General features: G+C 43.0%; 25 protein-coding genes and 1 tRNA gene. 13 read left to right on the forward strand and 13 right to left on the reverse strand.

Going from position 1 to position 26,078, the window contains the following annotated elements; translation table 11 throughout:
* Positions 1-4: 4 nt before the first annotated feature.
* Entirely contained in the window at positions 5-1,231 is a 1,227-nt protein-coding gene (locus NFR61_RS06120; protein WP_251621736.1) for a type IX secretion system plug protein, read from the reverse strand.
* Positions 1,232-1,349: 118 nt separating this feature from the next.
* Between NFR61_RS06120 and NFR61_RS06125 the strand changes: the two genes are divergently transcribed.
* The 8 genes from NFR61_RS06125 to NFR61_RS11245 all read left to right on the forward strand — a co-directional run bounded on the left by NFR61_RS06125 (position 1,350) and on the right by NFR61_RS11245 (position 9,410).
* Complete coding sequence (locus NFR61_RS06125; protein ID WP_251621738.1) at positions 1,350-2,705, forward strand: Na(+)-translocating NADH-quinone reductase subunit A; 1,356 nt, start codon at positions 1,350-1,352, stop codon at positions 2,703-2,705.
* A 12-nt stretch (positions 2,706-2,717) separates the two neighbouring features.
* Positions 2,718-3,869, forward strand: a complete 1,152-nt coding sequence (locus NFR61_RS06130; protein ID WP_251621740.1) for an NADH:ubiquinone reductase (Na(+)-transporting) subunit B — start codon at positions 2,718-2,720, stop codon at positions 3,867-3,869.
* Between the two features lie 40 nt (positions 3,870-3,909).
* On the forward strand, positions 3,910-4,596 hold the full coding sequence (gene nqrC, locus NFR61_RS06135) for an NADH:ubiquinone reductase (Na(+)-transporting) subunit C (RefSeq protein ID WP_251621742.1): 687 nt from the start codon (positions 3,910-3,912) through the stop codon (positions 4,594-4,596).
* Positions 4,597-4,598: 2 nt separating this feature from the next.
* Positions 4,599-5,240 (forward strand): NADH:ubiquinone reductase (Na(+)-transporting) subunit D, encoded by a 642-nt coding sequence (locus NFR61_RS06140; RefSeq protein WP_251621744.1) that lies wholly within the window; start codon positions 4,599-4,601, stop codon positions 5,238-5,240.
* A 17-nt stretch (positions 5,241-5,257) separates the two neighbouring features.
* Positions 5,258-5,878, forward strand: coding sequence for an NADH:ubiquinone reductase (Na(+)-transporting) subunit E (gene nqrE / locus NFR61_RS06145; RefSeq protein ID WP_251621746.1), 621 nt, complete (start codon positions 5,258-5,260; stop codon positions 5,876-5,878).
* 42 nt (positions 5,879-5,920) lie between these two features.
* The gene (gene nqrF / locus NFR61_RS06150) at positions 5,921-7,189 is read left to right on the forward strand and encodes an NADH:ubiquinone reductase (Na(+)-transporting) subunit F (RefSeq protein WP_251621748.1); all 1,269 of its coding nucleotides are present in this window, start codon (positions 5,921-5,923) and stop codon (positions 7,187-7,189) included.
* A 70-nt stretch (positions 7,190-7,259) separates the two neighbouring features.
* On the forward strand, positions 7,260-8,405 hold the full coding sequence (locus tag NFR61_RS06155; protein ID WP_251621750.1) for a DUF4468 domain-containing protein: 1,146 nt from the start codon (positions 7,260-7,262) through the stop codon (positions 8,403-8,405).
* Between the two features lie 714 nt (positions 8,406-9,119).
* Entirely contained in the window at positions 9,120-9,410 is a 291-nt protein-coding gene (locus tag NFR61_RS11245) for a DUF3784 domain-containing protein (RefSeq protein WP_420910108.1), read from the forward strand.
* 239 nt (positions 9,411-9,649) lie between these two features.
* Here NFR61_RS11245 and NFR61_RS06160 read toward each other — a convergent pair.
* The 6 genes from NFR61_RS06160 to NFR61_RS06185 all read right to left on the reverse strand — a co-directional run bounded on the left by NFR61_RS06160 (position 9,650) and on the right by NFR61_RS06185 (position 13,245).
* A tRNA-Ser gene (locus NFR61_RS06160) sits at positions 9,650-9,737 on the reverse strand.
* 103 nt (positions 9,738-9,840) lie between these two features.
* Positions 9,841-10,299, reverse strand: a complete 459-nt coding sequence (locus tag NFR61_RS06165; protein WP_251621752.1) for a hypothetical protein — start codon at positions 10,297-10,299, stop codon at positions 9,841-9,843.
* 12 nt (positions 10,300-10,311) lie between these two features.
* Complete coding sequence (locus NFR61_RS06170) at positions 10,312-10,704, reverse strand: hypothetical protein (RefSeq protein ID WP_251621753.1); 393 nt, start codon at positions 10,702-10,704, stop codon at positions 10,312-10,314.
* 25 nt (positions 10,705-10,729) lie between these two features.
* Positions 10,730-11,281: an RNA polymerase sigma factor gene (locus NFR61_RS06175; RefSeq protein ID WP_251621754.1), complete on the reverse strand. Its 552-nt coding sequence runs from the start codon at positions 11,279-11,281 to the stop codon at positions 10,730-10,732.
* Positions 11,282-11,353: 72 nt separating this feature from the next.
* Positions 11,354-12,364 carry a glycosyltransferase family 2 protein gene (locus NFR61_RS06180; protein WP_251621755.1) on the reverse strand — a complete coding sequence of 337 codons (1,011 nt, stop codon included), beginning with the start codon at positions 12,362-12,364 and terminating at the stop codon, positions 11,354-11,356.
* Between the two features lie 8 nt (positions 12,365-12,372).
* Complete coding sequence (locus NFR61_RS06185; protein WP_251621756.1) at positions 12,373-13,245, reverse strand: lysophospholipid acyltransferase family protein; 873 nt, start codon at positions 13,243-13,245, stop codon at positions 12,373-12,375.
* A gap of 134 nt (positions 13,246-13,379) precedes the next feature.
* On the opposite strand from NFR61_RS06185, the gene NFR61_RS06190 reads away from it, so the two are divergent.
* The 5 genes from NFR61_RS06190 to NFR61_RS06210 all read left to right on the forward strand — a co-directional run bounded on the left by NFR61_RS06190 (position 13,380) and on the right by NFR61_RS06210 (position 21,233).
* Positions 13,380-15,197 (forward strand): DUF349 domain-containing protein, encoded by a 1,818-nt coding sequence (locus NFR61_RS06190; protein WP_251621758.1) that lies wholly within the window; start codon positions 13,380-13,382, stop codon positions 15,195-15,197.
* A gap of 82 nt (positions 15,198-15,279) precedes the next feature.
* Entirely contained in the window at positions 15,280-16,875 is a 1,596-nt protein-coding gene (locus NFR61_RS06195; protein ID WP_251621767.1) for a CTP synthase, read from the forward strand.
* A 22-nt stretch (positions 16,876-16,897) separates the two neighbouring features.
* Positions 16,898-18,742: a membrane protein insertase YidC gene (yidC, locus tag NFR61_RS06200; protein ID WP_251621769.1), complete on the forward strand. Its 1,845-nt coding sequence runs from the start codon at positions 16,898-16,900 to the stop codon at positions 18,740-18,742.
* Positions 18,743-18,845: 103 nt separating this feature from the next.
* Positions 18,846-19,349: a thiol peroxidase gene (gene tpx / locus NFR61_RS06205; protein ID WP_251621771.1), complete on the forward strand. Its 504-nt coding sequence runs from the start codon at positions 18,846-18,848 to the stop codon at positions 19,347-19,349.
* 57 nt (positions 19,350-19,406) lie between these two features.
* Positions 19,407-21,233 (forward strand): alpha-1,3-galactosidase-related protein, encoded by a 1,827-nt coding sequence (locus NFR61_RS06210; RefSeq protein WP_251621772.1) that lies wholly within the window; start codon positions 19,407-19,409, stop codon positions 21,231-21,233.
* 6 nt (positions 21,234-21,239) lie between these two features.
* Here NFR61_RS06210 and NFR61_RS06215 read toward each other — a convergent pair whose 3' ends face one another.
* The 6 genes from NFR61_RS06215 to NFR61_RS06240 form a co-directional block, all read right to left on the reverse strand.
* Entirely contained in the window at positions 21,240-22,013 is a 774-nt protein-coding gene (locus tag NFR61_RS06215) for a formylglycine-generating enzyme family protein (RefSeq protein ID WP_251621774.1), read from the reverse strand.
* Between the two features lie 104 nt (positions 22,014-22,117).
* Positions 22,118-23,455, reverse strand: a complete 1,338-nt coding sequence (locus tag NFR61_RS06220) for an ATP-binding protein (RefSeq protein ID WP_251621777.1) — start codon at positions 23,453-23,455, stop codon at positions 22,118-22,120.
* Positions 23,456-23,623: 168 nt separating this feature from the next.
* Positions 23,624-23,785 (reverse strand): hypothetical protein, encoded by a 162-nt coding sequence (locus NFR61_RS06225; RefSeq protein ID WP_251621779.1) that lies wholly within the window; start codon positions 23,783-23,785, stop codon positions 23,624-23,626.
* 291 nt (positions 23,786-24,076) lie between these two features.
* Positions 24,077-24,319, reverse strand: a complete 243-nt coding sequence (locus NFR61_RS06230) for a hypothetical protein (RefSeq protein ID WP_251621780.1) — start codon at positions 24,317-24,319, stop codon at positions 24,077-24,079.
* A gap of 63 nt (positions 24,320-24,382) precedes the next feature.
* Complete coding sequence (locus NFR61_RS06235; protein ID WP_251621782.1) at positions 24,383-25,216, reverse strand: formylglycine-generating enzyme family protein; 834 nt, start codon at positions 25,214-25,216, stop codon at positions 24,383-24,385.
* 139 nt (positions 25,217-25,355) lie between these two features.
* Positions 25,356-26,078 (reverse strand): DNA-binding domain-containing protein (locus NFR61_RS06240; RefSeq protein ID WP_251621785.1); only part of this gene is annotated, 723 nt, incomplete at its 5' end.

The raw sequence follows: 26,078 nt of genomic DNA on the forward strand, positions 1-26,078 counted from the left end.
TTTATTAAAATCCTTTCTCCACAACCTGATAACCGACAAAACGATAAGCCCCTAAATTATAATCATACACATAACAACGAATGTTATACTCATTATGTGTTTGATAAAAATTTCCCTGCAACGTAACTAAATTGGGAATTGTATCTCCTTTGGGAACAACGGCATACATATAATCATAATAACCTTGTTTTACCTTTGCTTCTCCCACATAGGCCTTGTTTTGGGCATCATAAGTCATTCGCTGCTGCGGCAAAATCCGCCATCCCGCAAATTTTCCATAGATATATACTTCAGCCTCCGGTATTTCATGAGGATAATATATAGCAAAATGAGCGATTATATAATCCGCTTCCAATTCAGAATTATTGACATTTTCCGCCTGAATGACAAAATTCCCGTCACGATTAGGTAAAGGCGAATACATCGTATAGACAGACCCCGGCACCAATACGAAATTATACAAGCCATCCGGCCCTTTCAACACATCCTTTACATACTGGGTATAATACACCAAACTGGAACAATCAAAATTACGAAACGGCGCTAATCCATTAAAAACATTATTCACACCATTACCATATACCAGTTGATTCTGACGGACAAAATCCGGAGTAAAATTCCGACGACTATTGGGATCCTGATTCTGCGTAACATACACTTTCACATCCTTTATCGGATTGTAAACGGGCAAATTGTCATAGGACACCGTAAAATTCAACTGCTGGGAAGTATTCAGATATTGAGGAAGTGTTGATGTTGTCACCGACGCTTGTATCAATACCCGGTTTTCTACGACGGAAAATCGCTGGGAAATAACAACACTGTCGAGATTATCATCATTGTAAATTTGAAGAAGATAATTGCCCGATAGTTTCACACTAGCATCTTCGTTAGGAAACATCAAAGTGAAATGCGTATAAGATACCTGGGTATTGAAAGAATTATTGTAGTTATTCAACGGATTGCTGTAAAAACCGTTCAAATAGGAAAATGAACTCAAATTGGAAGGATTCCAGTCCGGATCACAATGGACAATTTGATAAGAATAGGAATTTATCTCGGAACTCAAATCGTCAAAAGCAAAAACCAATCTTTGATTGCCGCCCAACGCGATAACCGGCTCTGAAAAAGGGTTCCCCTCCGGATAGCATTGGATTGTTTTTATATAAGACGGTTGTGTCCATCCCTCTTGCAAACAACACAATAAAACTAAAATCAAAAAAAATCTCATTCTCCTTAAATTAAAATTCGATTAACGACAAAATTACGTAATAGGTTTGTATATTTGTGGTTTGTTTGGAAAATTTAAATTTGTATTTTATAATTCTAACTAATTTAATAAATATAGCATGTCCAAGGTAATTACATTGAAAAAAGGCCTTGATATCAAGCTGAACGGGGAAGCCGAAAAAACGGTGAATACCGGCGTAAACAGTATGTATTATGCCGTGAAGCCAACTGATTTTTTCACACTGACGCCCCGATTGGCAGTTAAGGCTGGCGACGTAGTAAAAGCGGGCGATGTTTTATTCACCGATAAAGCAAACCCTGAAATCAAATTTACGTCTCCCGTCAGCGGCACGGTGGAAGCCGTTAACCGCGGAGAACGCCGTAAATTGCTTGAAGTAGTCGTGAAAGCAGACGAGCAAATTGCTTATACAGATTTCGGCAAGGCAGACGTAAACCAGTTAAATCGGGAAGAAATCATTGCCAAGCTGCTTGACAGCGGCGTATGGCCGTTAATCATACAACGTCCTTACGGTATTTTGGCTAATCCCGCCATTCAGCCCCAAGCAGTTTTCGTTTCTGCATTCGATTCCTCTCCTTTGGCTCCCAATTACGAATTTGCGCTGAAAGATGAAGAAAAAAACCTGCAAACAGGTTTCGACTGCCTAAAAAAACTCTGTAATGCAGATGTTCATTTAGGTTTAAAAGCCGGTACGGGAGAAAATTCCGTATTCAGCCGTCTGAAAAATGTGGACATAACCTATTTCGCAGGTCCTCATCCGGCTGGTAACACAGGTATCCAGATTAATCACGTCCGTCCGATTAACAAGGGCGAACACATCTGGACCGTCAATATTCAGGATGTTGCCATCATCGGCCGCTTGTTCAACGAAGGACACTACGATGCACGCAAAATCATCGCCCTGACCGGTTCGGAAGTAACAGCACCCGCTTATTACTCAACCATTCTCGGTGCACAGGTATCCAGTCTGACGGAAGGGAAACTGAAAAACCAGACCCACCAGCGTATCATTTCCGGTAACGTACTAACGGGTACCAAAGTGAGCGAATCGGATTTCTTAGGTTATTTCGCCAACCAGATTACCGTCATACCCGAAGGCGACGAATACGAATTTTTGGGCTGGGCCACCCCCGGTTTCAACAAATTCTCCGCCAGCAAACTGTTTCCCTCTTTCCTTTGTCCGAACAGACACTACACGCTAAATGCCAACCTTCACGGCGAACGGCGTGCCTTTGTAGTAAGCGGACAATACGAAAAAGTACTACCAATGGATATTTTCCCGGTATATTTGCTCAAAGCCGTACTGGCCGAAGACATTGACAAGATGGAACAACTCGGTATTTATGAGGTGCTGCCGGAAGACATGGCGCTGTGCGAATTCGTTTGTACCTCCAAGACCCCGGTTCAGAAAATCCTGCGGGGCGGTCTGGAATTAATGATGAAAGAAACCAACTAATTGAGATGTAAGATGAATTTTTTAAGGAATTTTTTAGATAAGCAAAAACCCAAATTTGAAAAAGGAGGAAAACTGGAAAAATTACACTCCGTTTTCACCGGTTTTGAGTCTTTTCTTTTCGTGCCGAACCGCACGACCTGTTCCGGCTCACACATCCGTGACGCCGTGGATTTGAAAAGAACCATGATTGTAGTAGTCATGGCATTGATACCGGCACTTCTTTTCGGTATTTACAATGTAGGATTTCAGCATTTCAAAGCATTAGGCACACTAGCTGAAACCGGTTTTTGCCAACTGTTTTTCTACGGTCTGTGGAAAGTGCTGCCGATGATTGTCGTATCCTATGTAGTGGGATTGGGTATCGAATTCGCCGTTGCCCAAATCCGGGGACATGAAATCAATGAGGGATTCCTGGTATCCGGATTGTTGATCCCGATGATTATGCCGGTGGAAGCTCCCCTGTGGATGATTGCCGTTGCTACAGCTTTTGCCGTGATTATCGGAAAAGAAATTTTCGGAGGTACGGGAATGAACATCTGGAATCCGGCCTTATTGGCCCGGGCATTCTTTTTCTTCTCTTATCCGGCCAAAATTTCCGGTGATGCCGTATGGATTGCAGAAAAAGCAGACGGATTTTCAGGCGCTACGCCGTTGGCGGAAGCCGCTTTAGGCAACCCACTGCCCGATTTCGCCACCATGTTCTGGGGATTTATTCCCGGTTCCGTTGGTGAAACCTCCACATTCTGCATCCTTATCGGAGCTTTAATTCTACTGCTGACAAATGTGGCAAGCTGGAGAATTATGCTGTCTGTTTTTGCTGGCGGTCTGCTGATGGGCTGGTTACTGAACGCAACGCTACCAGAAACCAATGTATATGCCCACATCCCCGCCTGGGAACATTTAATCATGGGCGGTTTCGCTTTCGGTGCCGTATTTATGGCAACGGATCCGGTAACCTCCGCACAGACCAACAAAGGCAAATGGATATACGGCTTCCTGGTCGGCGTAATGGCCATCATTATCCGTACTTTGAACCCCGGTTATCCGGAAGGCATGATGCTCGCCATCCTGTTGATGAACACCTTTGCTCCGCTGATCGACTGGTTTGTGGTACAGGGAAACATCAAACGCAGATTAAAAAGAGCCAAACTCATTGCAGACTGAAAGTTGTAAACCGGGATTTACAATCTAAAATTCAAAAATTATGAATAGACAAGGAAATACTTATACGTTTGTGTATTCGATTGTACTGGTAGTCGTAGTGGCCGCACTGCTGTCCATTATCGCACTCAGCCTGCAACCTGCACAAAACGAAAACATAAAAAACGAAAAACGCCAGAATATCCTGCGTTCCGTCAATATATCATCGACGGCAGCCGAATCGGGAACGCTGTTTAACAAATATATCACCGAACAGTTCATCGTCAATTCCAAAGGTGAACGTATAGAAGGAAATGCTTTCAACGTCGATGTCGCCAAAGAAGCTAAAAAAGCATGTGACCAACGGCAGTTACCCGTATTCGTTGCCCAAACGGAAAACGGGACGAAATACATCCTGCCTTTATACGGAGCCGGGCTTTGGGGGCCGATCTGGGGCTACGTCTCACTGAATGATGACAAAAACACCGTCTACGGAACTGTTTTCGACCACCAGGGCGAAACTCCGGGATTGGGAGCAGAAATCACGAGTCCGCATTTCCAAACCCAATTCCAGGGCAAACTGATTTTCGATGACGACCAGCTGGTTTCCATACTTGTCAAAAAAGGCGGCAATGCCACCGGTTCTCACGAAGTAGATGCCATTTCGGGCGGAACCATCACCTCCCGTGGTGTGGAAGCCATGATTAAAAGTTATTTAACCTGTTACGAATCTTTCTTAAAACAAAAATAGTAATGAGCGAAAAAGAATCATTATTTTCAGCAAAGAACCGGCAGTTACTCCTGGGACCTTTGAGCAAGAATAACCCGGTAATCGTCCAGATTCTGGGTATTTGCTCCGCTTTGGCAGTAACAGCAAAATTAGAACCGGCCATCGTTATGGGAATTGCAGTAACGGCTGTAACCGCTTTTTCCAATGTCATACTCTCCCTGTTACGCAATACGATTCCGAACCGTGTCCGTATCATCGTTCAGTTGGTCGTAGTGGCAGCCCTGGTAATTATAGTAGACCAGCTTCTGAAAGCCTACGCTTATGAAATAAGCAAACAGCTGTCTGTTTTTGTAGGTCTGATTATCACCAACTGTATCATCATGGGACGCATCGAAGCCTTCGCCTTAGGAAACCGCCCCTGGCCCGCCCTGTTAGACGGAATCGGCAGCGGTCTGGGATACGGCCTGATACTTGTTGTCGTAGCTTTCTTTCGTGAATTGCTGGGCTCCGGCACGCTATTCGGCATACAGGTCATTCCGCAGGTATGCTACGACTGGGGCTACCGTAACAACGGACTGATGATCCTGGCCCCGATGGCACTGATACTCGTCGGTATCATTATTTGGGTACACCGTTCCAAAAACAAGGAATTAATTGAAAAATAAAGAAAAGAGAAGAAGATATGGAAAATTTATTAAACATATTTGTCCGTTCTATATTCATCGACAACATGATATTTGCATACTTCCTGGGTATGTGCTCCTATCTTGCCGTGTCGAAAACCGTTAAAACTTCTTTCGGTCTGGGTATAGCCGTGATTTTCGTACTGTTTATCACAGTACCTGTAAACTATCTGCTCGACAATTATGTACTCAAAGCCGGAGCCCTGACCTGGCTTCTCGGAGAAGAGGCTGCCAACATAGATTTGAGCTTTCTGAGTTTCATCATGTTCATCGCCATCATTGCTGCAATGGTGCAATTGGTAGAGATGATTGTCGAAAAATTCGCACCTGCGTTATACAACCAGTTGGGAATCTTCCTTCCCCTGATTGCCGTGAACTGCGCTATCATGGGAGCTTCCCTGTTCATGCAGCAAAGAGATTACGCCAACGTGGGAGAAGTAACGGCTTTCGGACTGGGTTCCGGAATCGGATGGATGCTGGCCATTGTCGGTATTGCCGCCATTCGGGAGAAACTGAAATATTCCAATATTCCGGCTCCTCTGAGAGGCATCGGCATCACTTTCATCGTAACGGGACTGATGGCCATTTCTTTCATGAGCTTTTTGGGTATCAATCTCTAAATGCAGATTCATTCGGTCTAAAATCTTAAAATTAAAAATAACATGATAGCATTAGCAATAAATACAACAATTGTTTCTGCCGGCATTGTAGTATTTCTTATTGTCACTCTGGTGCTCGTCGGAATACTTTTGTTTGCAAAAGCCAAACTGACCCCCAAAGGTGACGTACAAATCGACATCAATGACGGAGACAGAGTATTAACCACCCAACCGGGAGGTTCTCTACTGGCAGCTTTGGGAAATCAGAAAATCTTCCTCCCTTCTGCCTGCGGAGGAAAAGGTTCCTGCGGTATGTGTAAATGTCAGGTATTGTCCGGTGCAGGAAGCATTCTCCCGACGGAAACCGGCTTTTTCTCTTACAAACAGCAACACGACAACTGGCGTCTGGCTTGTCAGGTAAAAGTGAAAGAGAATATCAAAATGAAAATCCCGGAATCCATCCTGGGAATCAAGAAATGGGAATGTACCGTAGTGTCCAACCGCAACATCTCCACTTTCCTGAAAGAATTCGTGGTAAAATTACCGGAAGGAGAAAATCTGAAATTCAAATCAGGCGGATACATCCAGATTGATGTTCCGGCCATCGACGTTGATTTCAAAAATATTGAAGTCGATGAAAAATACAAAGCCGACTGGGAAAAAATGAAAATGTTCGACCTGAAGATGCACAATCCGGATGCTACCTACCGTGCCTACTCTATGGCCAACTCTCCGGCAGAAGGCAACATCATCATGCTGAACATCCGTATCGCTACACCTCCGTTCGACCGGGCAACAGGTTCGTTCATGCCGGTGAATCCGGGTGTCTGTTCGTCTTTTATTTTCTCTCGCAAACCGGGTGACAAAGTGACGATTTCCGGACCTTACGGAGAATTCTTCCTGCGTGAAACAAATAACGAAATGATGTTCATCGGCGGTGGTGCCGGTATGGCTCCGATGCGTTCACACATCTTCAACCTATTCCACACCATGCACACCGACCGGAAAGTCAGCTTCTGGTACGGCGCCCGCGCCCTTCAGGAAGCTCCTTACGTGGATGAATTCAACAAAATACAGGAAGAAAATCCAAACTTCCACTGGACACTAGCCTTAGACCGTCCCGACCCTGTCGCCGACGCTGCCGGTGTAGCCTATAAACCGGGATTCGTTCACCAGGTAATTTTTGAAAACTACCTGAAAAATCACGAAAATCCCGAAGATATTGAATACTACCTCTGCGGACCTCCTATGATGATTGCAGCAGTCACCAAAATGCTGTACGACCTGGGAGTTCCCGACGAAAACATCATGTACGACAACTTCGGTGGTTAAATATTCAAAAAACCTGTCTGCAAAGGCAGGTTTTTTTATTACTTTTGAAGCACATCAAAATTATACATTCATGAAATCTCTTTTATTTATCCTTTTATGTATTCCCTCATTATTATGGGCCCAAGATGAAGAAAAATACCTTAAAGGAGCCGTACCCGAAGTGAACGGAAAGGTTACCTTTACCAAAACCATTGAAGTCCCCGGACTTTCTCAAGAACAACTCTTTCATCTTGTTCAAAATTGGGCTCAACAATATTTTACGGAAAAAGATGAATTTCACAGCCGGATATTATACTCCGATGCTTCTACCGGCAAATTAGCAAGTTTAGGTGAAGAGTACCTCGTATTCACTGACAAAGCATTGTCTTTAGACAGGAGTAAGATCAGCTATCAAATGTTTTTCGATATTACAAATGGAAAATGCGAAGCCAAAATTACGGCAATCCGCTATTTGTATGAAGAACAAAACTCTTCAGCAGAATCCACCATTACAGATGAAGTTGCTTTATATAAAAATAAGAACAAACTTATCCGGCAACCGGGGAAATTCAGAATACATACAATTGATTTAGTCGATAGGCTGTTCTCCGATCTCCAAAAGGCTATCACCCCGCAAGCCCATATACCAGCCACCTCCACTATTAGCACACATCCGGCAAATTCCAATATACTAGCGACAATTCCAACGTCCTCTACGGCACCTTCTACTTTGCAAGGGTTTAAACAAATTTCTCCAGAACAAATTCCCGGCAATATTATTCGTCTACTCTCTCAGGACTGGATGCTGATCACCGCCGGTAATACAGAGGATTTTAATACGATGACCGCCAGTTGGGGCGGATTGGGACACCTTTACAATAAACCCGTCACATTCTGTTTCATCAATCCGACACGCTACACCTACCAATTTATGGAGAAAGAAGGGACTTATACCCTCTCTTTCTATACGGAAGCCTACCGCGATGCCCTAAAATACTGTGGTAGCCATTCAGGTAAAGATACAGATAAGATTAAAGAAAGCGGACTCTCCCCGATTATTACCCCCAACGGCACCCCGGCATTTTCGGAAGCATGGTTAATTATCGAATGCCGCAAACTAGTTTCACAGTCTTTCATCCCGGAAGCCCTTCATGACAAAATATTGCGCAACCAATGGACCGGAAAATCCATGCACAAAATGTATATCGGCGAAATACTCAACGTATGGGTAAAATAAAAAGAGTATGTTTTTGATGCAAAAAGAGACTCTTTTTGTACTAAAAAGAGACTCTTTTTTTTCAAACGGAGTATCCATTTTCAATTAACGCCTGTAACAAATCAATAAATATCTGATATTAAAGGTATTACCAGTTTTTCATATAATTAAATTCAGATACATCCGGCTTAATGACCAATCCCGTTTTTCTAAACCTATCGTTTTGCTACCGAAAACCTATCATTTTTACCTCAAAAACCTATCGTTTTTGATTCGGAACCGATTGGTCTGAATTTTCACACTTTTAAGAATACTATCAATTTTATCTTTTAGTGGAAAATAAATATGCCATAATCACAGGTGATTTATTTCTTCTTTAATTCTGGATTTCTTATTGAATTTGGTTTTTCCGGTATTAAAATTGTATTGCAAACTCGCCATGAATTGGTATCGGGTATCTCCATTCTACCAAAAGTCAATCATTTTATAACTGTATTTCAAGTATTGGATGGTCTATTTTACTCGGAAATCATATCACCCAATGACACTTTTTTTCGATTAGGTTTTAGTCGGTAAAGAAAAAACGTTTATTTTTGTAATTGAAAACGTTGTCTCTCAATGACATAAATTCCGATTTATAATGAAGAAATATGTTATAAATTGTAAGCATGAAGAAGAATATATATACTTACTAAAATAAATTTCAGATGCTAATATCTAATCTTATACTTAGGTATATCCTTCATTGCTTTGAGCATTATTGTTCTTGTTTTTCCTAATACGATTGCAGGCTACAATACTCTTACAAAGGAAGAAAAGGGGAAAATTAAGAAAAAAGAACTTGCTAGATTCTTATTTATAATTCTTTTTTCTGTAGGGATAATAATTATTATCGGAGCTTATATTTTTGTTTGGTTACAAGTGCCATATTTAAATTATATTCTTCATCCTATCTCGTATATCTTGATGATAATTATTCTTTTTAGTAATAGAAAAAGTTTTATCGACAAGACTAAACGTGTTTGAGAAGATATTTGCAATGGTGTTGTAAGGAATTGTTAATAATTGAGTTATGTGCAGACATTTTTAGGCAACGAGCAACATATCAGTGACTTATCTCAAAAATCGTTACTAAAATCATCATCCTGTTTTTAGTAATGGTTTAGTAACGAAATTTTGTCTTTTCGATGTCTTCGATGAGCAATAAAAATCCCGTAAAATCAATGTTTTACGGGATTTGTCCCCTTTCTGTCTTTTCGGGGATGCGGAGAGAACGAGATTCGAACTCGTGGTACCCTAATCGGATACGACAGTTTAGCAAACTGTTGGTTTCAGCCACTCACCCATCTCTCCAGTGTCTGAATTTCATTATATTTATACGGTCACAAAAGTAGTACTTTTAATGAAACCTGCAAAATTTTACCAGATTTTTTATTGTCTCCTCAAAGCCCCCCACTCATTGTTTACAATTATCAGAATCCTTGCACATTTTCTGAAGTAATTGTTTATGGAATTTATATTCTATTCTATCAAGACGAGCCACTTTCCGTGCAGGAATTACATTCAACAGTTTTTGATAATATTCCTTCTTTATATTCAATCTTTTCTGTTCATTCTCCAACATGGCCATTACCCGTTGTTTTTCCTGGTCTTCTGTTAGTTTTTCTGCCTTAGACGTTTCTCTGCACATTCCCCAAATTTTCGTTTCCTGCTCTTTTATTTTTTTGCCCATTTCATTATAAAGCGGCCAAAATACAATAGCTTCCTCCGGAGTCAATTCCAAGGCTTGAGTAAAATAAGCCACTTTTTGCGCCTCAAATTCTTTCCGTTTTTCTTCGCTCAGTTTTCCTTGTGCACAAAGCACCGTTGCCGTATATATCAATATACTCAATATCATCAAAACCTTTATTCTCATCTTTCTGCTATTTTAGAATAAATCCGCATACAACAATTCATAGTCATCAACTTCCGTCGAAAGATATTCCCATATTTCCTCTCCCGTCGGATTGAATCCTACATTAAATTCCAATTTTTCCTCATCATATTCCATCGTTGTTACCATCGTTTGTTCACCTTCTTTCATTAACATCTTACTGCTATCGGTAACATGAGGCAATATTCCCTGAACGACCAATAATGCCAATAAAAAAATCGCAACCAAACCGATATATGGTTTAACCAAGTTTACAACAGATACCTTAGAGCGTTGTTTTGAAACTATTACTCGTTTCTCTATACGTCCGGTTAATTCATCAAAATAATTTTCCGGAACAGAGAAAGGATTTTTCATTTTATATTTACTATCAAAATTCTCCATCATATCTTAATTATTTATCCGAACTTTATTAAAAAGAAGGATCCGCTATTTTCAGATACTCTTCTATTTTTTTTACCGCATTATGATATGTCGCCTTTAATGTACCAATTGCGACCTCCAACACTTCTGCAATATCTTCATACGACATATCGTCAAAATATTTCATATTAAAAATCAAACGCTGCCTTTCAGAAAGGTGTAAAATTGCCCGTTGTAATTCCTGTTGTATTGAATCCCCATTAAAATAAACATCACTTTCCAAAGTATTTTCCAACAGTGTTGTTATCTCTCCTGAATTTCCAAATACTTTTCTTTTTTTCTCGTTCAGAAAATTAATCGCTTCATTAGTCGCAATCCGATACATCCACGTAAATAATTTCGCTTCATATCGAAATTCCGACAATCCTTGCCAAATCTTCACAAAAACATTCTGTAATATATCGTCTGTATCTTCATGATTCAGCACTATTTTCCTTATATGCCAATAGAGACGCTCCTTATACCGATTAACCAACAGGCGAAAAGCTTTTTCTTTTTCACCTTTCAAATGAAACAATTCTATAATTTCCTTATCCTCCATAATCCGGACAATATATTACCTCTCTATTAATGAGACAATATTCTAAATCAAAAGTTTATTTGGTATGTATTTTTATTTCCAATAAGATAAGAGTAAAGAAAACGTACGTAGCCTCTTACAAAAAAAGTCGTAGATAATACTCCTCGGATAAACCGCAGAAAGTTTATTCCCCCTCTCTGTCTGCAAATAATATTTTTTCATATCATGAAAGGAACGATAAGCCCTGTATACAGCCCCGGCATTTGTAAACTCACCTTTCAAAAAGAAAATTATTCCGGCAACACTATCCAACATTCTTCTCATTCGCATAACCCGTTTATACTCTTTTTTCCCCAAGTTTTTATAAAGCATCAGCAAGTTATTACGATAATTCAAAAACAATTTTCCCGGATGATTCATTGGTAACGTTCCTCCACCCAAATGATAGACAACAGAAGCAGGAACGACTTTCAACGTATATCCAGCATTTTGCATACGCCAACACAAGTCAATTTCCTCCATGTGGGCAAAGAAGCGCACATCCAACCCTCCACATGCCAAATAAACTTCCCGCCGCACACACAAAGCTGCCCCGCTACACCAAAAAACAGCAACTTCATCCTCATATTGTCCCTTATCTTTCTCCACTTCTTTTAAAATTCGTCCCCGACAAAAGGGAAAGCCGTACTTATCTATGTATCCTCCACTCGCCCCCGCATACTCAAAATATTCCCGATGATTCCACGACTTTAATTTCGGTTGCACTGCCGCCACTTCCGGCTGCTCATCCAGAACCTTTACCAATGGCTGTAACCATCCATGTTCTACTTCAACATCGCTATTCAATAAAAGTACGTACTCTGCCTCTATCTGCTCAATAGCCCGATTATACCCTCCCGCAAAACCATAATTATCATCCAGGCAAAGCAATTCCACCTCCGGATATTCCTTTCTCATGAACTCTACCGAGTTATCCTCCGAATGATTATCAACCACAATCACCGTTCCTAACTCGGAAGGCGTATTACGCACTACGGAAGGCAAGAAACGCCGCAACAACGCCTCCCCATTCCAATTCAATATAATGACAGCAACTTTTCCCATTTTTCATCTTATTCCGGCCTCCGATGTTTCCATCTCCGATGAGACCACAGCCAATACTCCGGTTTTTCCCGAATCTGCCGTTCCAGAAAGCGGGTATGCAATTCCGTCAATTCTCCCGGAGCCAACTCTTTCGGATTAGCACACAAATCTACAAAATTCACTTCATAATATCCCCGACGTACTCGGCGTACTTGTAATGAGATAACCGGAATATTAAATTTCGTAGCTATTTTTTCCGTTCCCAATAACACGGGTGTATCCTGATTCAAAAATGTCATCCAAAAATTCAGATTATAGACATTAGGCGTCTGGTCTCCGATAAAAGCTGCCAAAAAAATATGTTTTTCTTTTATATCACGTACTATAACCCGCAGTACATCATTTCGGGGTATAGGTTGTGCGCCAAATCGTGAACGAATCCGAAACATCATCTTATCCAGTACTCTATTATGCAATGGCTTATACAAAGAATAAAAAGCAACATCCTTGTTTAATAACAGAGCATAAGAAGCCATCCATTCCCAATTTCCATAATGTCCCAACACTCCAATCACCGGACGTCCCTGATCATAATAATGCTGTAATATCTCCGTATTTTTAAATACACAACGTTTCCGCATCTCTTGTTCTGAAATATGCCAAGGCTTAAAAAACTCAACAAAAAAATCACTTAGATTATGGTAAAATTTCTTTTCAATTACTTTTCGTTCCTGCTTGCTTTTTTCCGGAAATGCCTTTTCCAGATTCTCTTCCACGACACTTCGTCTATATCGTATAATGTAATACAAAATATAATAAATGACATCTGCACACACATACAATACCCGAAAAGGTAAAAAACCAACCAACCATACCAATCCGTAAACCAAATAAGAAATCATAATTTATTTTTAAGCATTCAAAGATAACTGCTTTCACCCTAAATTCCATCAACCTCCGAATAATTTGTCATTTTCAGATATATTACTTAATTTCGTGAACTATTAAAGACCAATAAATTTAAGTCCTACATATCATGGAGCAAGAGAACACGTTACCGACAGGAGAAATCACTTCCATTCCTGAAGTATTAGACAGCGAAAACAATATCTCTCAACCGGAACAACCTACCCTTCCCGATATTGATTTTACCACCTTAAGTACAGAAGAAATTATCAATCAATTGCAAGAATTGCTGAACTCCTTTCCGACTCAACAACTCAAAGAAGTTGTCGATACTCTTCCTGAAATTTTTGAAAACCAATATAAAGAGGAAGTACAAAAGGCTCTGACAGACTTCTGCGAAGCCGGAAATGCGGAAGAAGATTTCCAATATGACAATCGCAACAAACAACGTTTTAACTCTCTCCTGAAAACATACCGGGATAAAAAAGCGGAAGAAATACAAAAAATTGAAGCGGAACGAGAAAATAATTTACGCATCAAACTACAACTTATAGAAGAATTAAAAGAATTGGTTCAAAAAGAGGAGACTCTCAATCAAACCTTTCAAGACTTCAAAAATATACAAGAACGGTGGCGTAACACAGGAATGGTTCCGCAAAACCGGATGAATGACCTATTAGAAACCTATCACCACCATGTAGAAAATTTCTACAACTACATAAAAATCAATAAAGAACTACGGGACTTAGATTTAAAACGCAATTTGGATGCTAAAACCTCTTTATGTGAAGAAGCCGAAAAACTCGCTGAAAGCAGTAATGTAAACGAAGCCTTCAAGCACCTGCAACTATTACATGCCCGTTGGAAAGAAACAGGCCCCATCCCTAAAGAGCAAAAAGATATATTGTGGGAACGGTTTAAAAATGCCACAACCAAAATCAATAATAGTTATCACACCTTTTTTGAAGATTTAAAAAAAGAACAAGAAAACAATTTAAAACTCAAAGAAGAATTGTGTGAAAAGGCAAAAGCTATTGCTACCGGAACTTACCAGACCGGCAAAGACTGGAGTAAAGCTGGTGAAAAACTCATTGCTTTACAGGAAGAATGGAAACATACCGGATTTGTGCCCATTAAAGAAAGAAAAAATATCTATAACAAATTTCGGTCACATTGCGATACATTCTTCAACCTCAAACGAGAATTCTACAAAACGCTGCAAATTGAACAAGAAAAAAACTTAAAAATTAAAACCGAACTATGCGAAAAAGTAGAAGCTCTGCAAAACAGTACCGATTGGAAAGTTACGACCGATAAAATTATTACTCTTCAAAAAGAGTGGAAAAAGACAGGAGCTGCCCCACAGAAATACTCGAATAAGATATGGCTTCGGTTCCGGAGTGCCTGTGATGTATTCTTCAACAATAAAGCCAATTTTTATAAAAACATCGACAGCGAGCAAGAGAAAAACCTAGAACTGAAAAAAGAACTATTAGAAAAAATCAAACAGTTCGTGCCATCTGATGACAACAACGCGACGTTGCAACAATTAAAAGAATTTCAAGCTCAATGGAGTGCCATAGGTTTTGTGCCGATAAAGAAAAAAGAAGCAATACAAGAAGAATTCCGGCAAATCATGGATGCCCATTTCGACAAATTAAACTTAGACGAATTCGATAAAAATCTGGAAAAATACAGGGCTAAAATACACACCTTAGACAGCGGAGAAAACAAAGAATTCAAAATCGTCAATGAACGAGAAAAACTCATGGGGAAAATTCGCCAATTGGAAACCGACATCAACACATGGGAAAACAACATCGGTTTCATTGCCAAATCTAACAAATCAGCAGGTTTAATTCGGGAACTAACCAATAAAATCGAAAAAACAAAACAAAAATTAGCCCTCCTCCACGAAAAATTAAAAGCCATAGATAGCTTAATCTAAAAAACGGAAGGGGTGACCCTTCCGTTTTTACATTAATTTCTTATCTTTGTGGCTTTGATGTTAATTCTATAAAATAAAAATCGTGGCTACCAAATACGTATTTGTCACCGGAGGGGTTGCCTCCTCACTTGGAAAAGGTATTATCGCTTCTTCATTAGCAAAATTGCTACAATCCAGAGGATACAAAGTTGCCAACCAAAAACTCGATCCCTATATCAATATTGACCCGGGAACACTGAATCCTTACGAACACGGAGAATGCTATGTCACTGACGACGGGGCGGAAACAGACCTCGATTTGGGACATTACGAACGATTCACCGGTTGTCCCACTTCTCAAGCAAACAACATCACAACCGGCCGTATCTATCAAAATGTCATAAACAAAGAGCGCCGAGGAGATTATTTAGGCAAAACTGTCCAAATCGTTCCTCATATCACGGACGAAATCAAACGAAACATCAAACTGCTAGGTGCTAAAAACAAATACGACGTAGTCATCACCGAAATCGGCGGCACGGTCGGAGACATTGAATCTCTTCCGTTCCTTGAAGCCGTTCGGCAATTGAGATGGGAATTAGGTGAAAAATCCGTCTTGATTCATTTGACCTTAGTTCCTTATTTATCCGCATCGGGAGAACTAAAAACCAAACCCACACAACACTCCGTAAAATCATTGCTGGAAATCGGTGTACAACCTGATATTCTGGTACTCCGCACCGAACACAAACTGACAACCGATTTAAAACGGAAAGTAGCTCTCTTCTGCAATGTGCAGCCTGAAGCCGTTGTTGAATCCATAGATGTACCAACCATCTACGAGGTTCCCATAAAAATGGAAGAAGAGAAACTAGACGAAATCGTATTGGAAAAACTGGGACTTCCGCTCAACAGCGAACCCGATTTGGAATCCTGGAAGAAATTTCTTTATAAACTAAAAAACTACCGGCAAGAGGTACAAATCGGTTTGGTGGGTAAATACGTCGAACTTCATGACGCTTACAAATCCATTGCCGAAGCCTTCATTCATGCCGGAGCCGTAAACGACTGTAAAGTAAACATACACTGGATTCACAGCGAAAGCCTTACCGAATCCAATGCAGAGGCAGTTCTAAAGAACCTCCACGGTATATTAGTAGCTCCCGGTTTCGGGCATCGCGGCATCGACGGCAAACTCACTGCCATCCATTACGCACGCACCAACAACATCCCGTTTTTAGGCATTTGCTTAGGTATGCAAATGGCGGTCATCGAATTCGCCCGCAACGTGCTGCATCTCGAAAATGCAAACTCCACGGAAATGGCATCCAAAACCCAATACCCCGTCATTGATCTCATGGACAATCAAAAAGACGTCACAGAAAAAGGGGGTACCATGCGATTAGGTGCATACAAATGCAACATAAAAGAAGGCTCCAAAGCCTATGAAGCATATAAACAGAAAATAGTAGAGGAAAGACACCGTCACCGCTACGAATTCAACAACGAATACAAAGAAACATTTGAAAAAGCAGGCATGATTACCACCGGGGTAAATCCGGACACCGGTCTAACGGAAATCGTCGAAATTCCTTCTCACAAATGGTTTGTCGGCACTCAATTTCATCCGGAATACAAGAGCACGGTCATCCATCCGCATCCGCTTTTCGTCTCATTTATCAAAGCCTGCATATCATAACTCAATCTTCAATTAAAAAAACATGGACAAAAATACAGTCATAGGTTTAGTACTTATCTTCTTAATCATGATAGGATTTTCCTATCTGAGCCAGCCTACCGAAGAGCAGAAAAGAGAAATACGCATGCGTGACTCCATCGCCCGGGTGGAAGCCCAAAGAATGCAATTAGCCGCAGAGCAGGAAAAAGCCGCATTCAATGCTTCTCAAGAGATAAATACTACCGTTTCCGACAATGTTTTTCAACAAGACAGTCTCTCTGAACAGGAAATTGTTCTGGAAAACAGCAAAATAAAACTACACATCAATACCCGTGGCGGACGTATTACCTACGTAGATTTGAAAGAATACCGCACTCACGACTCCTTGCCGCTTATATTATGGCAACCCCAAAAATCAACTTTCGGATTGAACTTCTACGCACAGAACAAACAAATCAACACAGAGAAGTTCCTTTTCACGCCCGAAAGCACAACACCGATTCTGAATACGGCAACGGGAGAACAGTCGCTTTCCATGAAACTCGTGTCGGAAGAAGGGAAATACATTGAATACTTATACACGCTGGCACCTGACAGCTACATGTTGAAATTCAGCATACGCACCCACAACATGAACGAAGTCATCGCCTCCAATTCCTCTTTCCTGACTCTATTCTGGGGCGTAGACATGCCTCAATTGGAAAAAAGCAAAGAGTTTGAAAACCGGTACACCGGCGTTTACTACGACTTCTTAAGCGACGATGTGGAAAGCCTGTCCACGAATGCCGATTCCAAAGAAATCCTATCCACCAAAGTAAAATGGATAGCGTTCAAACAACAATTTTTCTCTTCAATACTCATCGCCAAAGAATCTTTCAGCGATGTGACCGTCTCCTCTCAAATCAGTAAGGAGGCAAACTACCTTAAAAAAGCTTTCACCGAAATTCCGTTGCCCTACTCCGGTCAGCCTACCGAAGTCTACGACATGGAATTCTACTTCGGTCCGAACTCCTATCCGGTACTGAAAGAATATGGAGCCGATATTCAACTTCTCAAATTAGTCAATCTGGGCTGGAAATGGGTAGCCTGGTTCAACCGTTACATCGTCATTCCGTTATTCGGGTTCCTGGAAAGTCACGTCACGAACAACTACGGATTGATTATTTTACTGCTGACGTTGATTATCAAACTTTTCTTATTCCCGCTTACCTACAAATCCTATTTATCTCAGGCAAAAATGCGGGTATTGAAACCTCAAATCGACGAAATCAACAAAAAGTACCCGAAAGAGAAAGCCCTGGAACGGCAAAAAGCCACCATGGCATTATATAAACGTGCCGGCGTAAATCCGATGGGCGGATGTCTGCCGATGTTATTGCAAATGCCTATCCTGATTGCCTTATTCTGGTTCTTCCCCGGTGCTATCGAACTGCGCCAAAAGAGCTTCCTTTGGGCAACGGACTTGGCCTCTTATGACTCTATCGCGACTCTGCCGTTCTCTATTCCGTTCTACGGCAACCATGTCAGCCTGTTCTGCTTGCTGATGACGGCTACCAACATCATTTACATGATTATCAATAAGAAGAATCAGCCGCAAAACGACCAGATGAAAGGCATGCAAAGCATGATGTACCTCATGCCTATCATGTTCCTGTTCATCTTCAACAGCTACTCCTCCGGACTAAGCTACTACTACTTCATTGCGACCTTGATAACCATTCTTCAGACATGGATTATCCAGCGCTACATGAATGACGAGAAACTCTTGAAACAAATCGAATTGGCTAAAATGAAGCCGGTAAAAAAATCAAAATTCCAAGAACGCCTCGAACAAATGCAGCGCATGCAGGAACAGAAGATGAGAGAACAGCAAAGAAAAAACAAATAACCAACCGCATAAAAAGCCGCTTCCTTTTTGAAGCGGCTTTTTCTTTGAAACATTTTGCTCCGACGGCCGTTCAATTCCACAGGTAAACTCAAAACAAAACACCATGGAAATAACAATGCACGGAACACGTTTACAATTAGCCGGGACTCCCATCCAGACAGGACAACAGGCACCCGACTTCACCACCGACAATGCCAACATGCAGCCGGTAAAACTCAGCGATTACAAAAACAAAATCATCGTCCTCTCCTCCTATCCCTCCATCGACACCTCCGTCTGCTCCGCACAAATGCACCGATTCAATCAGATGGCAAGCCAACTGGGAGAAGACATCGTCATACTCGCCATTTCCTGCGATTTACCTTTTGCCCTCCACCGCTACTGTGCCGCCGAAGGCATCGACCGGGTCATGGCCCTGTCCGATTACAGAAACCTTGAATTCGGTACCCGTTACGGCTTCCTTATTCCGGCGCTCCGGCTCCTTAGCAGAGGCATTGTCATCATTGGTAAGGACAACAAAATAAAATACACTGAATACATCCCGGAAATTTCCCACGAACCCGATTACGAAAAGGCGCTGGAAGTCATAAAAAAACTCACTGCCTGACACATCACATTCGGTTTTTCCTCCTATCTTTAGCCCGCTAATCAAAAAAATAAAGATATGAGGAAATACCTCCTGTACCTGCTGCTGTACCTCTCCTTTTCGTGTACAGCCGACAAACACAAAACCTATGACATGACCCGGTTCGGCATACTGCCCGACACCGACATCAACTGTTCCCCATTACTGGCACAGGCACTCTCTGCTATCCGGGAAGAAAATCCCGATACCCACGCCATCACCCTCCGCTTTGCTCCCGGACGCTACAATTTCCACGAAACCGGAGCCACAGAGCGCGAGTACTATATTTCCAACCACGACCAGCCAAACCCCAAGAAAGTAGGAATTGCCCTGGAGGATATGCACAATCTCACCCTCGACGGGCAAGGAGCGTCGTTCGTTTTCCATGGCCGGATGCTCCCGCTGGCATTGCTAAACTCCCGGAACTGTACCCTGAAAAACTTCAGCATCGACTTTGAACATCCCCACATCGCCCAAATACGGATTATCGCCAACTCCCCCGAGGCAGGAATTACCTTTGAGGTGGCGCCGTGGGTCAATTACCGCATAAACGACAACGGCCTCTTTGAAACCTACGGTGAAGGCTGGAGCTTCACGCAAAATACCGGAATCGCTTTTGAAGGAAAGACCAAACACGTGGTCTACCGAACCAGCGACCTCCTCTACAATACAAAAGGCGTAAAAGAAATCGCCCCGCGCCGTTTGCAGGCTCCCCTCTGGAAAGACAAACGCCTGCTTCCGGGCACCGTCATCGCCATGCGTTCCTGGGCGCGCCCCGCACCGGGACTCTTTTTATCCCACAACCTGAACACCCACCTGCAAAACATACAGGTACACTATGCGGAAGGAATGGGACTACTGGCACAACTGTGCGAAAACATCACTCTGGACGGATTCGGCGTATGCCTGAAAGGAGACGATGATCCCCGCTACTTCACCACCCAGGCCGACGCCACCCACTTCTCCGGATGCAAAGGAAAAATCATCTCCTGCAACGGACGCTACGAAGGCATGATGGACGACGCCATCAACATCCACGGCACGTATCTGAAAATCACGCAACGCCTCGACGATACAACCGTCATCGGACGCTACATGCACGGCCAATCCTACGGCTTTGAATGGGGCAGGCCCGGCGACACCGTGCAATTCATCCGTTCGGCAACCATGGATTTAACCGGTACCCCCAACCGTATCGCCTCCATCCACCCGCACGACCGGCCTCAAATCAGCGGCGCCAAAGAATTTGTCATCACGTTCGACCAACCCCTCGACCCGGCTATTACGGAAAAAGAAGGATTCGGCATCGAAAACCTCACATGGACGCCCGAAGTACTCTTCTGCAACAACCTCATCCGCAACAATCGGGCACGGGGCGCCCTCTTCAGCACCCCCCGGAAAACCGTCATCGAACACAACACATTCGACCACACCTCCGGCACGGCCATCCTATTGTGCGGAGACTGCAACGGCTGGTATGAAACCGGAGCCTGCCGGGAGGTCATCATCCGCCACAACACCTTCATCAATGCCCTCACCAACATGTTCCAATTCACCAACGCCATCATATCCATCTATCCGGAAATACCCGACCTACCGGGACAGCAAAGCTACTTCCACGGCGGAAACGGCCAAGGCGTCATCATAGAAAACAACCTTTTTGAAACCTTCGACCAGCCCATTGTCTATGCCAAATCACTGGACGGCCTGGTATTCAAAAATAACACCATCCGCCTCACCCAATCCTACTCGGCATTCCATTGGAACCGGCACCGTTTCCTGCTGGAACGGGTCACAAACATCGACATCCGCGACAACGACTTTGAAGGCGGCTTCAACTACGAAAATGATGTAATATGCAAATAATCTTCCCTACGGAATAAGAACTATACGAAAACCGCTGCAACTGCTGCTAACGTCCGGGGCATTGCTCACCCGCCCCGACACGCGGCAACGCCGTGCATAATCACACCAGCTACCGCCGCGCAACACCCGGTAAGTACCTATAGGTGCTCCCTTGGGATTTTCTGTTTCATGGGGATCATAATAATTATACCAATCCCGGCACCATTCCCACACATTGCCGGACATATCATACAAACCAAGAGCATTGGGCTGCTTCATCCCGACCGAATGAGCCGAAGAGCCGCTGTTATCCAGGTGCCATGCCACCAAATCTATATCCGACCCACCGCTATACTTCGTATGGGCACCCTTATTCGCCCCCCGGGCAGCATACTCCCACTGCGCTTCCGTAGGCAGGCAATAATTTCTGCCCGTTTCATGGCTCAATTTCGTACAAAACTCCTGCGCCTCTTCCCAGGAAACCGTCACCGGATAATTTCCCCCCTTCTTAAAATCCCTCGGATTACTTCCCATCACCTTCTTCCATTGCCCCTGTGTCACCTCAAAAACCCCGATATAATAACCATCCACGTTCACCCGGCGAATCGTCTCCTCGTCATCATAAATATCCGTACCCTGCTCAACAGTGCCCCCCATCAAAAAACTACCACCCTCCACATACACCATCTTCAACTGAATCCCGAAAGCCGTTTCGGTAAACACGGCTTTCCGTCTGCCCGTAGCAAAGCCGGACAAAAGCATCCATACAAACAATACAACTGTTATAAACTTGAAATTCATTTATTCCCTTAATACTTTTCAAAATATGACAAAAGTAGTTAAAATTTTCAATCCCGCTCCATCCATCCCCCTAAATTCAACACCCGTCATAAAACACCCATACTTCAAAGCAATCCGGCCATATACACAGGCAAACACAAGATATCCTTATCTTTTCGTATATCCTTGGTATATAGCAGATAGCGGCGCAACACCCTGGCAGAAAATTTTTCCTGGAACTTATCAAGCGATTTATGGGAATTGTAACCGGAGGACTTGACCTCTACGGGACACACCTTGTCTTTCCGGGACAACAAAAAATCAATCTCGTAACCACGCCCCGAATCCTCCTTAAACGTATGGTAAAAAAGTTCATTACCCGCGCTTTTCAGCATCTGGGCAATCGCATTCTCATACACATAGCCCAAATCAGTACTCAACTTATCCGAAAGGAGCTTGCGGTATATCTCATTTTCCGTATAATCCCGGTCCATAAAAACAAGTGTGACGAACAAGCCCGTATCGGTAAGAAACATTTTAAAGCAATCAGAATCGGCATGCAGGGGAAGTCCGACACTCGGATCATTGGCATGGTGAGCAAAATTCACCGTCATAGAATCCGCCATATCCATCAACAGCTCTCCAAGCCGTGAAGCCGTAGCATTCTCAATCACACTCCCCACCTTATAACGCATTGTATTACGGGAAAGCTCCGCCGGTATCGAGCTGAACAGCCGCGAAGCACGCCCCGAAGGATCAATCTTACGGAAATCATCCACATAGAGTTCAAGAATATTTCGTTTCACAGCATCGACCGCTGAAAAATCATTTGCCTCCAGATAAGCATTCACAGCCTGCGGCATTCCCCCCACAAGCATATACAAACGAAAATCGCGCATCATCTCGCGATTGACAGCATCTCCCAACGGTTTAAGATGCTCATACGAATATTTTATAAGCTCACAGGCGGGAGATTTACCGATAGCCCACAAAAACTCCTCGTAATCCATCGGATACATAGCGATACGCGTTTCCTCGCTCGGAATCACGATACCCTTCACATTTTTCTTGATAGAAAGAAGCGAGCCGGTTTCGATATAATCATAGCGCCGGTCTTTCACAAGATGTTTAATCGCTTGCCGGGCAGACGGGCAAAGTTGCACCTCATCAAAAACAATCACCGACCTGCGCTCATACAACGACACATTAAACAATGACTGAAGCCGCAAAAAAAAGTAATTCAAATCGGATATATGTGAAAACAACTCCCTCACGCCCTCATCCGCTATTGAAAAATCAATAATAATACAAGATTCATACTCCTGCCGTGCAAACTCTTCGGCCACGGTCGATTTTCCAATCCGCCGGGCTCCTTTTAACAGGAGCGCAGTCCGTCCGTCACTTTCCTTCTTCCACCGGAGCATCCGTTCATAAATCTTACGTTTGAATATCTTTTCTGCCATAGTAAAAACATGAGTTATCCTATGCAAAAATAGAGATTTGTCGGAAAATGCGAAATGTTTTTGGCTGTTTTTGTCGGAAAATGCGAAATGTTTTTGGCCATTTTTGTCGGAAAATGCGAAATGTTTTCGCGAAGGGAAATAAAAAATCCGGCAAATGCCGGATTTTTATCATGGTTTTTGTGCCGCGGCAGTTTGGGGGTCAAAGATAATCTTTAATCCCAATGCCTCTAACTTTGGGGTATATTCACGATTGACATCATGCGGGGTCACCCATTTCAATGTTCCACGACAGGTGCCTTTATTCTTGGCGGCATCCAAGACCTGTGTCAAGCCCTGATAATGCCACGCATATTAATTCCCTGCCAACCATAGGTGGAATCACCAAGGTTATCAACATTACTCGCTTGGAAAATGATTTTGCCAACCTGGACCGAGTCTGCGGATGCCTTGATTTGGTCAATATTGTTAAGTTGCTCATACCGATTAGGCCCAAATGTGTACACGGTGGTTTTGGTTTCCGGCTCCTGGTCGTCTTTGTCTTTGCTGCATCCCGCCACCAGTGCCAGGCACAGCAGCCAATAAAATAGTTATTTCATCGTCATTTTTATTTATAGTTTTTAATTAATACGGTTCAATCTCTCCTCCAAACATCATTACATCCCGCCCCAACTGCTCGAAATCTCTAACATATTCCGAATCAAGATACACCCACTTATAAATACCACTTCCCAAAGAGCAATCTTTTCCTACTTGTCCGCCATAATTAGGATGCCTGTGTCCCCAAATTCCGGGAGTCCCACTATAAAACCGGGCAAAGGCATGTAACTGTACCTCTGTTCTAAATCTAATTACAATTCTTGGCATAATGATTTTGTTTTTACTGTTACTATTAAATTCTCTTATTCATTTAGTAATCCGCCCGTAACTCTAAGGAAGGAGGACAACCCGGAAGCCGAGCCAGTCGTAGCGGTGGCTTGGATAGTAATATCCCCGATGCGACACCCGGCAGTCCCCCTCATAGATATAGGTGCCCCAACCACCACCGCGAAACACGCGGTCAGAGCCCGTTTCAGGACCCGTAGGATCGGTCTGTGCACTACTGTAAGAAGCATACCAATCGCTACACCATTCATGGACATTACCGGACATATCGTAAATACCCAATTCGTTCGGCAATTTCTGACCGACAGGACGAGTCGAAGAATTACTATTACCACTATACCAAGCCACCTCGTCAATTTCATCACTACCGCTGTATTTATACCCCTCACTCTTCCCACCGCCGCGGGCAGCATACTCCCATTGTGCCTCAGTTGGCAGAGTATATTTCTTCCCTGTCAGTTGGCTCAACTTCTCACAGAAAGCTACTGCTTCATTCCAACTCACGTAATACATCGGATAATCTGAACCAACACCACGAAGAGAATTATAGTTACTTGAATTTTTATCCCGCTGCTGCTCTATCGTCGTGCCCATCACCTTCTCCCACAATCCCTGCGTCACCTCGTACCTGCCGATATAATAATCCGAAAGAGTTACGGAATGAATAGGATACTCATTGCCAGAACAATGGTCTCCCTGCTCCTCCGTCGCTCCCATACTGAACGTACCGCCCTGCACATAAACCATCTCCAACTCTACCCCTGATACATTTTCCGTAAAATCTTTACCGATTTTTACTTCGTTTTCATCATCATTCTTGTCTTTGCTGCATCCCGCCACCAGTGCCAGGCACAGCATCCCATACAATAATTGTTTCATAGTCATTTTTATTTATAGTTTTAATTCATAGTCGTCTGTTCTCTACGAGCGTAGGAGGGTGTCTCCTAGGCTCATGTGGGGGAAGGTTCTACGTCCGTAGTGGCGTGTCCACTACGGACGTAGGGGACCCTCCCCTAATTTATTCCGCTGCTTCCGGCACGTTCAAAACTTTCTCAAAACGCGTGGTACGCGCCTGTTTCAGTACGCCGTTGCTCGATGAAAATTGTGTGGTCAATTCCAGATAGTAGTCGCCCGGTGTCAGTTTCGGTACACGGAATGATAACGACGACGGATTGTTTACCGTCAGACGGCGCATGTCCACAGCCACCGTTTTACTGCTGTCGTCCACCCGAACAAAGCGAATACCATTGTCTTCATCCTCACCTGCTATCTGTATATTACGCCCTTTCACCGTCACCACTTCGTCGGGAGTTATCAAACCGTTCAATTCACCCGTCCACGTATCCGTCACGCCCGAAATTTCCGGACCTGCGGAAGAGACGCCCAACACCTCTATTCCCACCTGTTTGATACCTTCTCGCAACGCTGCACTCAATTGGAAATTTACCCCCACTTTGTGTTTCTTTTCGTCAAATGTTTCATTCTTATCATACCACACACCCGACACACTCGGATAAGCATAGAACACGCCCGTACCTACACTGAATCCGGCAAGCAACTTGTTACGGATTATCCGGTCGCCACGATTCAGAATATCAATTAACGTTTCCAACTGAAATTCAGTGCCTTCCTCCTGCAATGCCTTCGCAATGTCCTCGACTGTCACCATGTTGCCCGCTTTCACCTTGAGTGTGAAGTCATTCGGGTCTTCCGTCAGCGGATTATCCAATAACCAACCTTG

Source organism: Odoribacter lunatus (assembly GCF_943193135.1).
In the GTDB taxonomy this organism is placed as follows: domain Bacteria; phylum Bacteroidota; class Bacteroidia; order Bacteroidales; family Marinifilaceae; genus Culturomica; species Culturomica lunata.

Coding starts and splice junctions, on each gene's coding strand:
- NFR61_RS06190 (WP_251621758.1), top strand. CDS start 13,380: ATGGAGCAAGAGAACACGTTACCGACAGGAGAAATCACTTCCATTCCT.
- NFR61_RS06175 (WP_251621754.1), bottom strand. CDS start 11,281: ATGGAGGATAAGGAAATTATAGAATTGTTTCATTTGAAAGGTGAAAAA.
- nqrF (WP_251621748.1), top strand. CDS start 5,921: ATGATAGCATTAGCAATAAATACAACAATTGTTTCTGCCGGCATTGTA.
- NFR61_RS06180 (WP_251621755.1), bottom strand. CDS start 12,364: ATGGGAAAAGTTGCTGTCATTATATTGAATTGGAATGGGGAGGCGTTG.
- NFR61_RS06140 (WP_251621744.1), top strand. CDS start 4,599: ATGAGCGAAAAAGAATCATTATTTTCAGCAAAGAACCGGCAGTTACTC.
- NFR61_RS06155 (WP_251621750.1), top strand. CDS start 7,260: ATGAAATCTCTTTTATTTATCCTTTTATGTATTCCCTCATTATTATGG.
- NFR61_RS06235 (WP_251621782.1), bottom strand. CDS start 25,216: ATGAAACAATTATTGTATGGGATGCTGTGCCTGGCACTGGTGGCGGGA.
- NFR61_RS06125 (WP_251621738.1), top strand. CDS start 1,350: ATGTCCAAGGTAATTACATTGAAAAAAGGCCTTGATATCAAGCTGAAC.
- NFR61_RS06165 (WP_251621752.1), bottom strand. CDS start 10,299: ATGAGAATAAAGGTTTTGATGATATTGAGTATATTGATATATACGGCA.
- NFR61_RS06120 (WP_251621736.1), bottom strand. CDS start 1,231: ATGAGATTTTTTTTGATTTTAGTTTTATTGTGTTGTTTGCAAGAGGGA.
- nqrE (WP_251621746.1), top strand. CDS start 5,258: ATGGAAAATTTATTAAACATATTTGTCCGTTCTATATTCATCGACAAC.
- yidC (WP_251621769.1), top strand. CDS start 16,898: ATGGACAAAAATACAGTCATAGGTTTAGTACTTATCTTCTTAATCATG.
- NFR61_RS06185 (WP_251621756.1), bottom strand. CDS start 13,245: ATGATTTCTTATTTGGTTTACGGATTGGTATGGTTGGTTGGTTTTTTA.
- tpx (WP_251621771.1), top strand. CDS start 18,846: ATGGAAATAACAATGCACGGAACACGTTTACAATTAGCCGGGACTCCC.
- NFR61_RS06215 (WP_251621774.1), bottom strand. CDS start 22,013: ATGAATTTCAAGTTTATAACAGTTGTATTGTTTGTATGGATGCTTTTG.
- NFR61_RS06130 (WP_251621740.1), top strand. CDS start 2,718: ATGAATTTTTTAAGGAATTTTTTAGATAAGCAAAAACCCAAATTTGAA.
- NFR61_RS06210 (WP_251621772.1), top strand. CDS start 19,407: ATGAGGAAATACCTCCTGTACCTGCTGCTGTACCTCTCCTTTTCGTGT.
- NFR61_RS06220 (WP_251621777.1), bottom strand. CDS start 23,455: ATGGCAGAAAAGATATTCAAACGTAAGATTTATGAACGGATGCTCCGG.
- NFR61_RS06170 (WP_251621753.1), bottom strand. CDS start 10,704: ATGATGGAGAATTTTGATAGTAAATATAAAATGAAAAATCCTTTCTCT.
- NFR61_RS06230 (WP_251621780.1), bottom strand. CDS start 24,319: ATGCCAAGAATTGTAATTAGATTTAGAACAGAGGTACAGTTACATGCC.
- nqrC (WP_251621742.1), top strand. CDS start 3,910: ATGAATAGACAAGGAAATACTTATACGTTTGTGTATTCGATTGTACTG.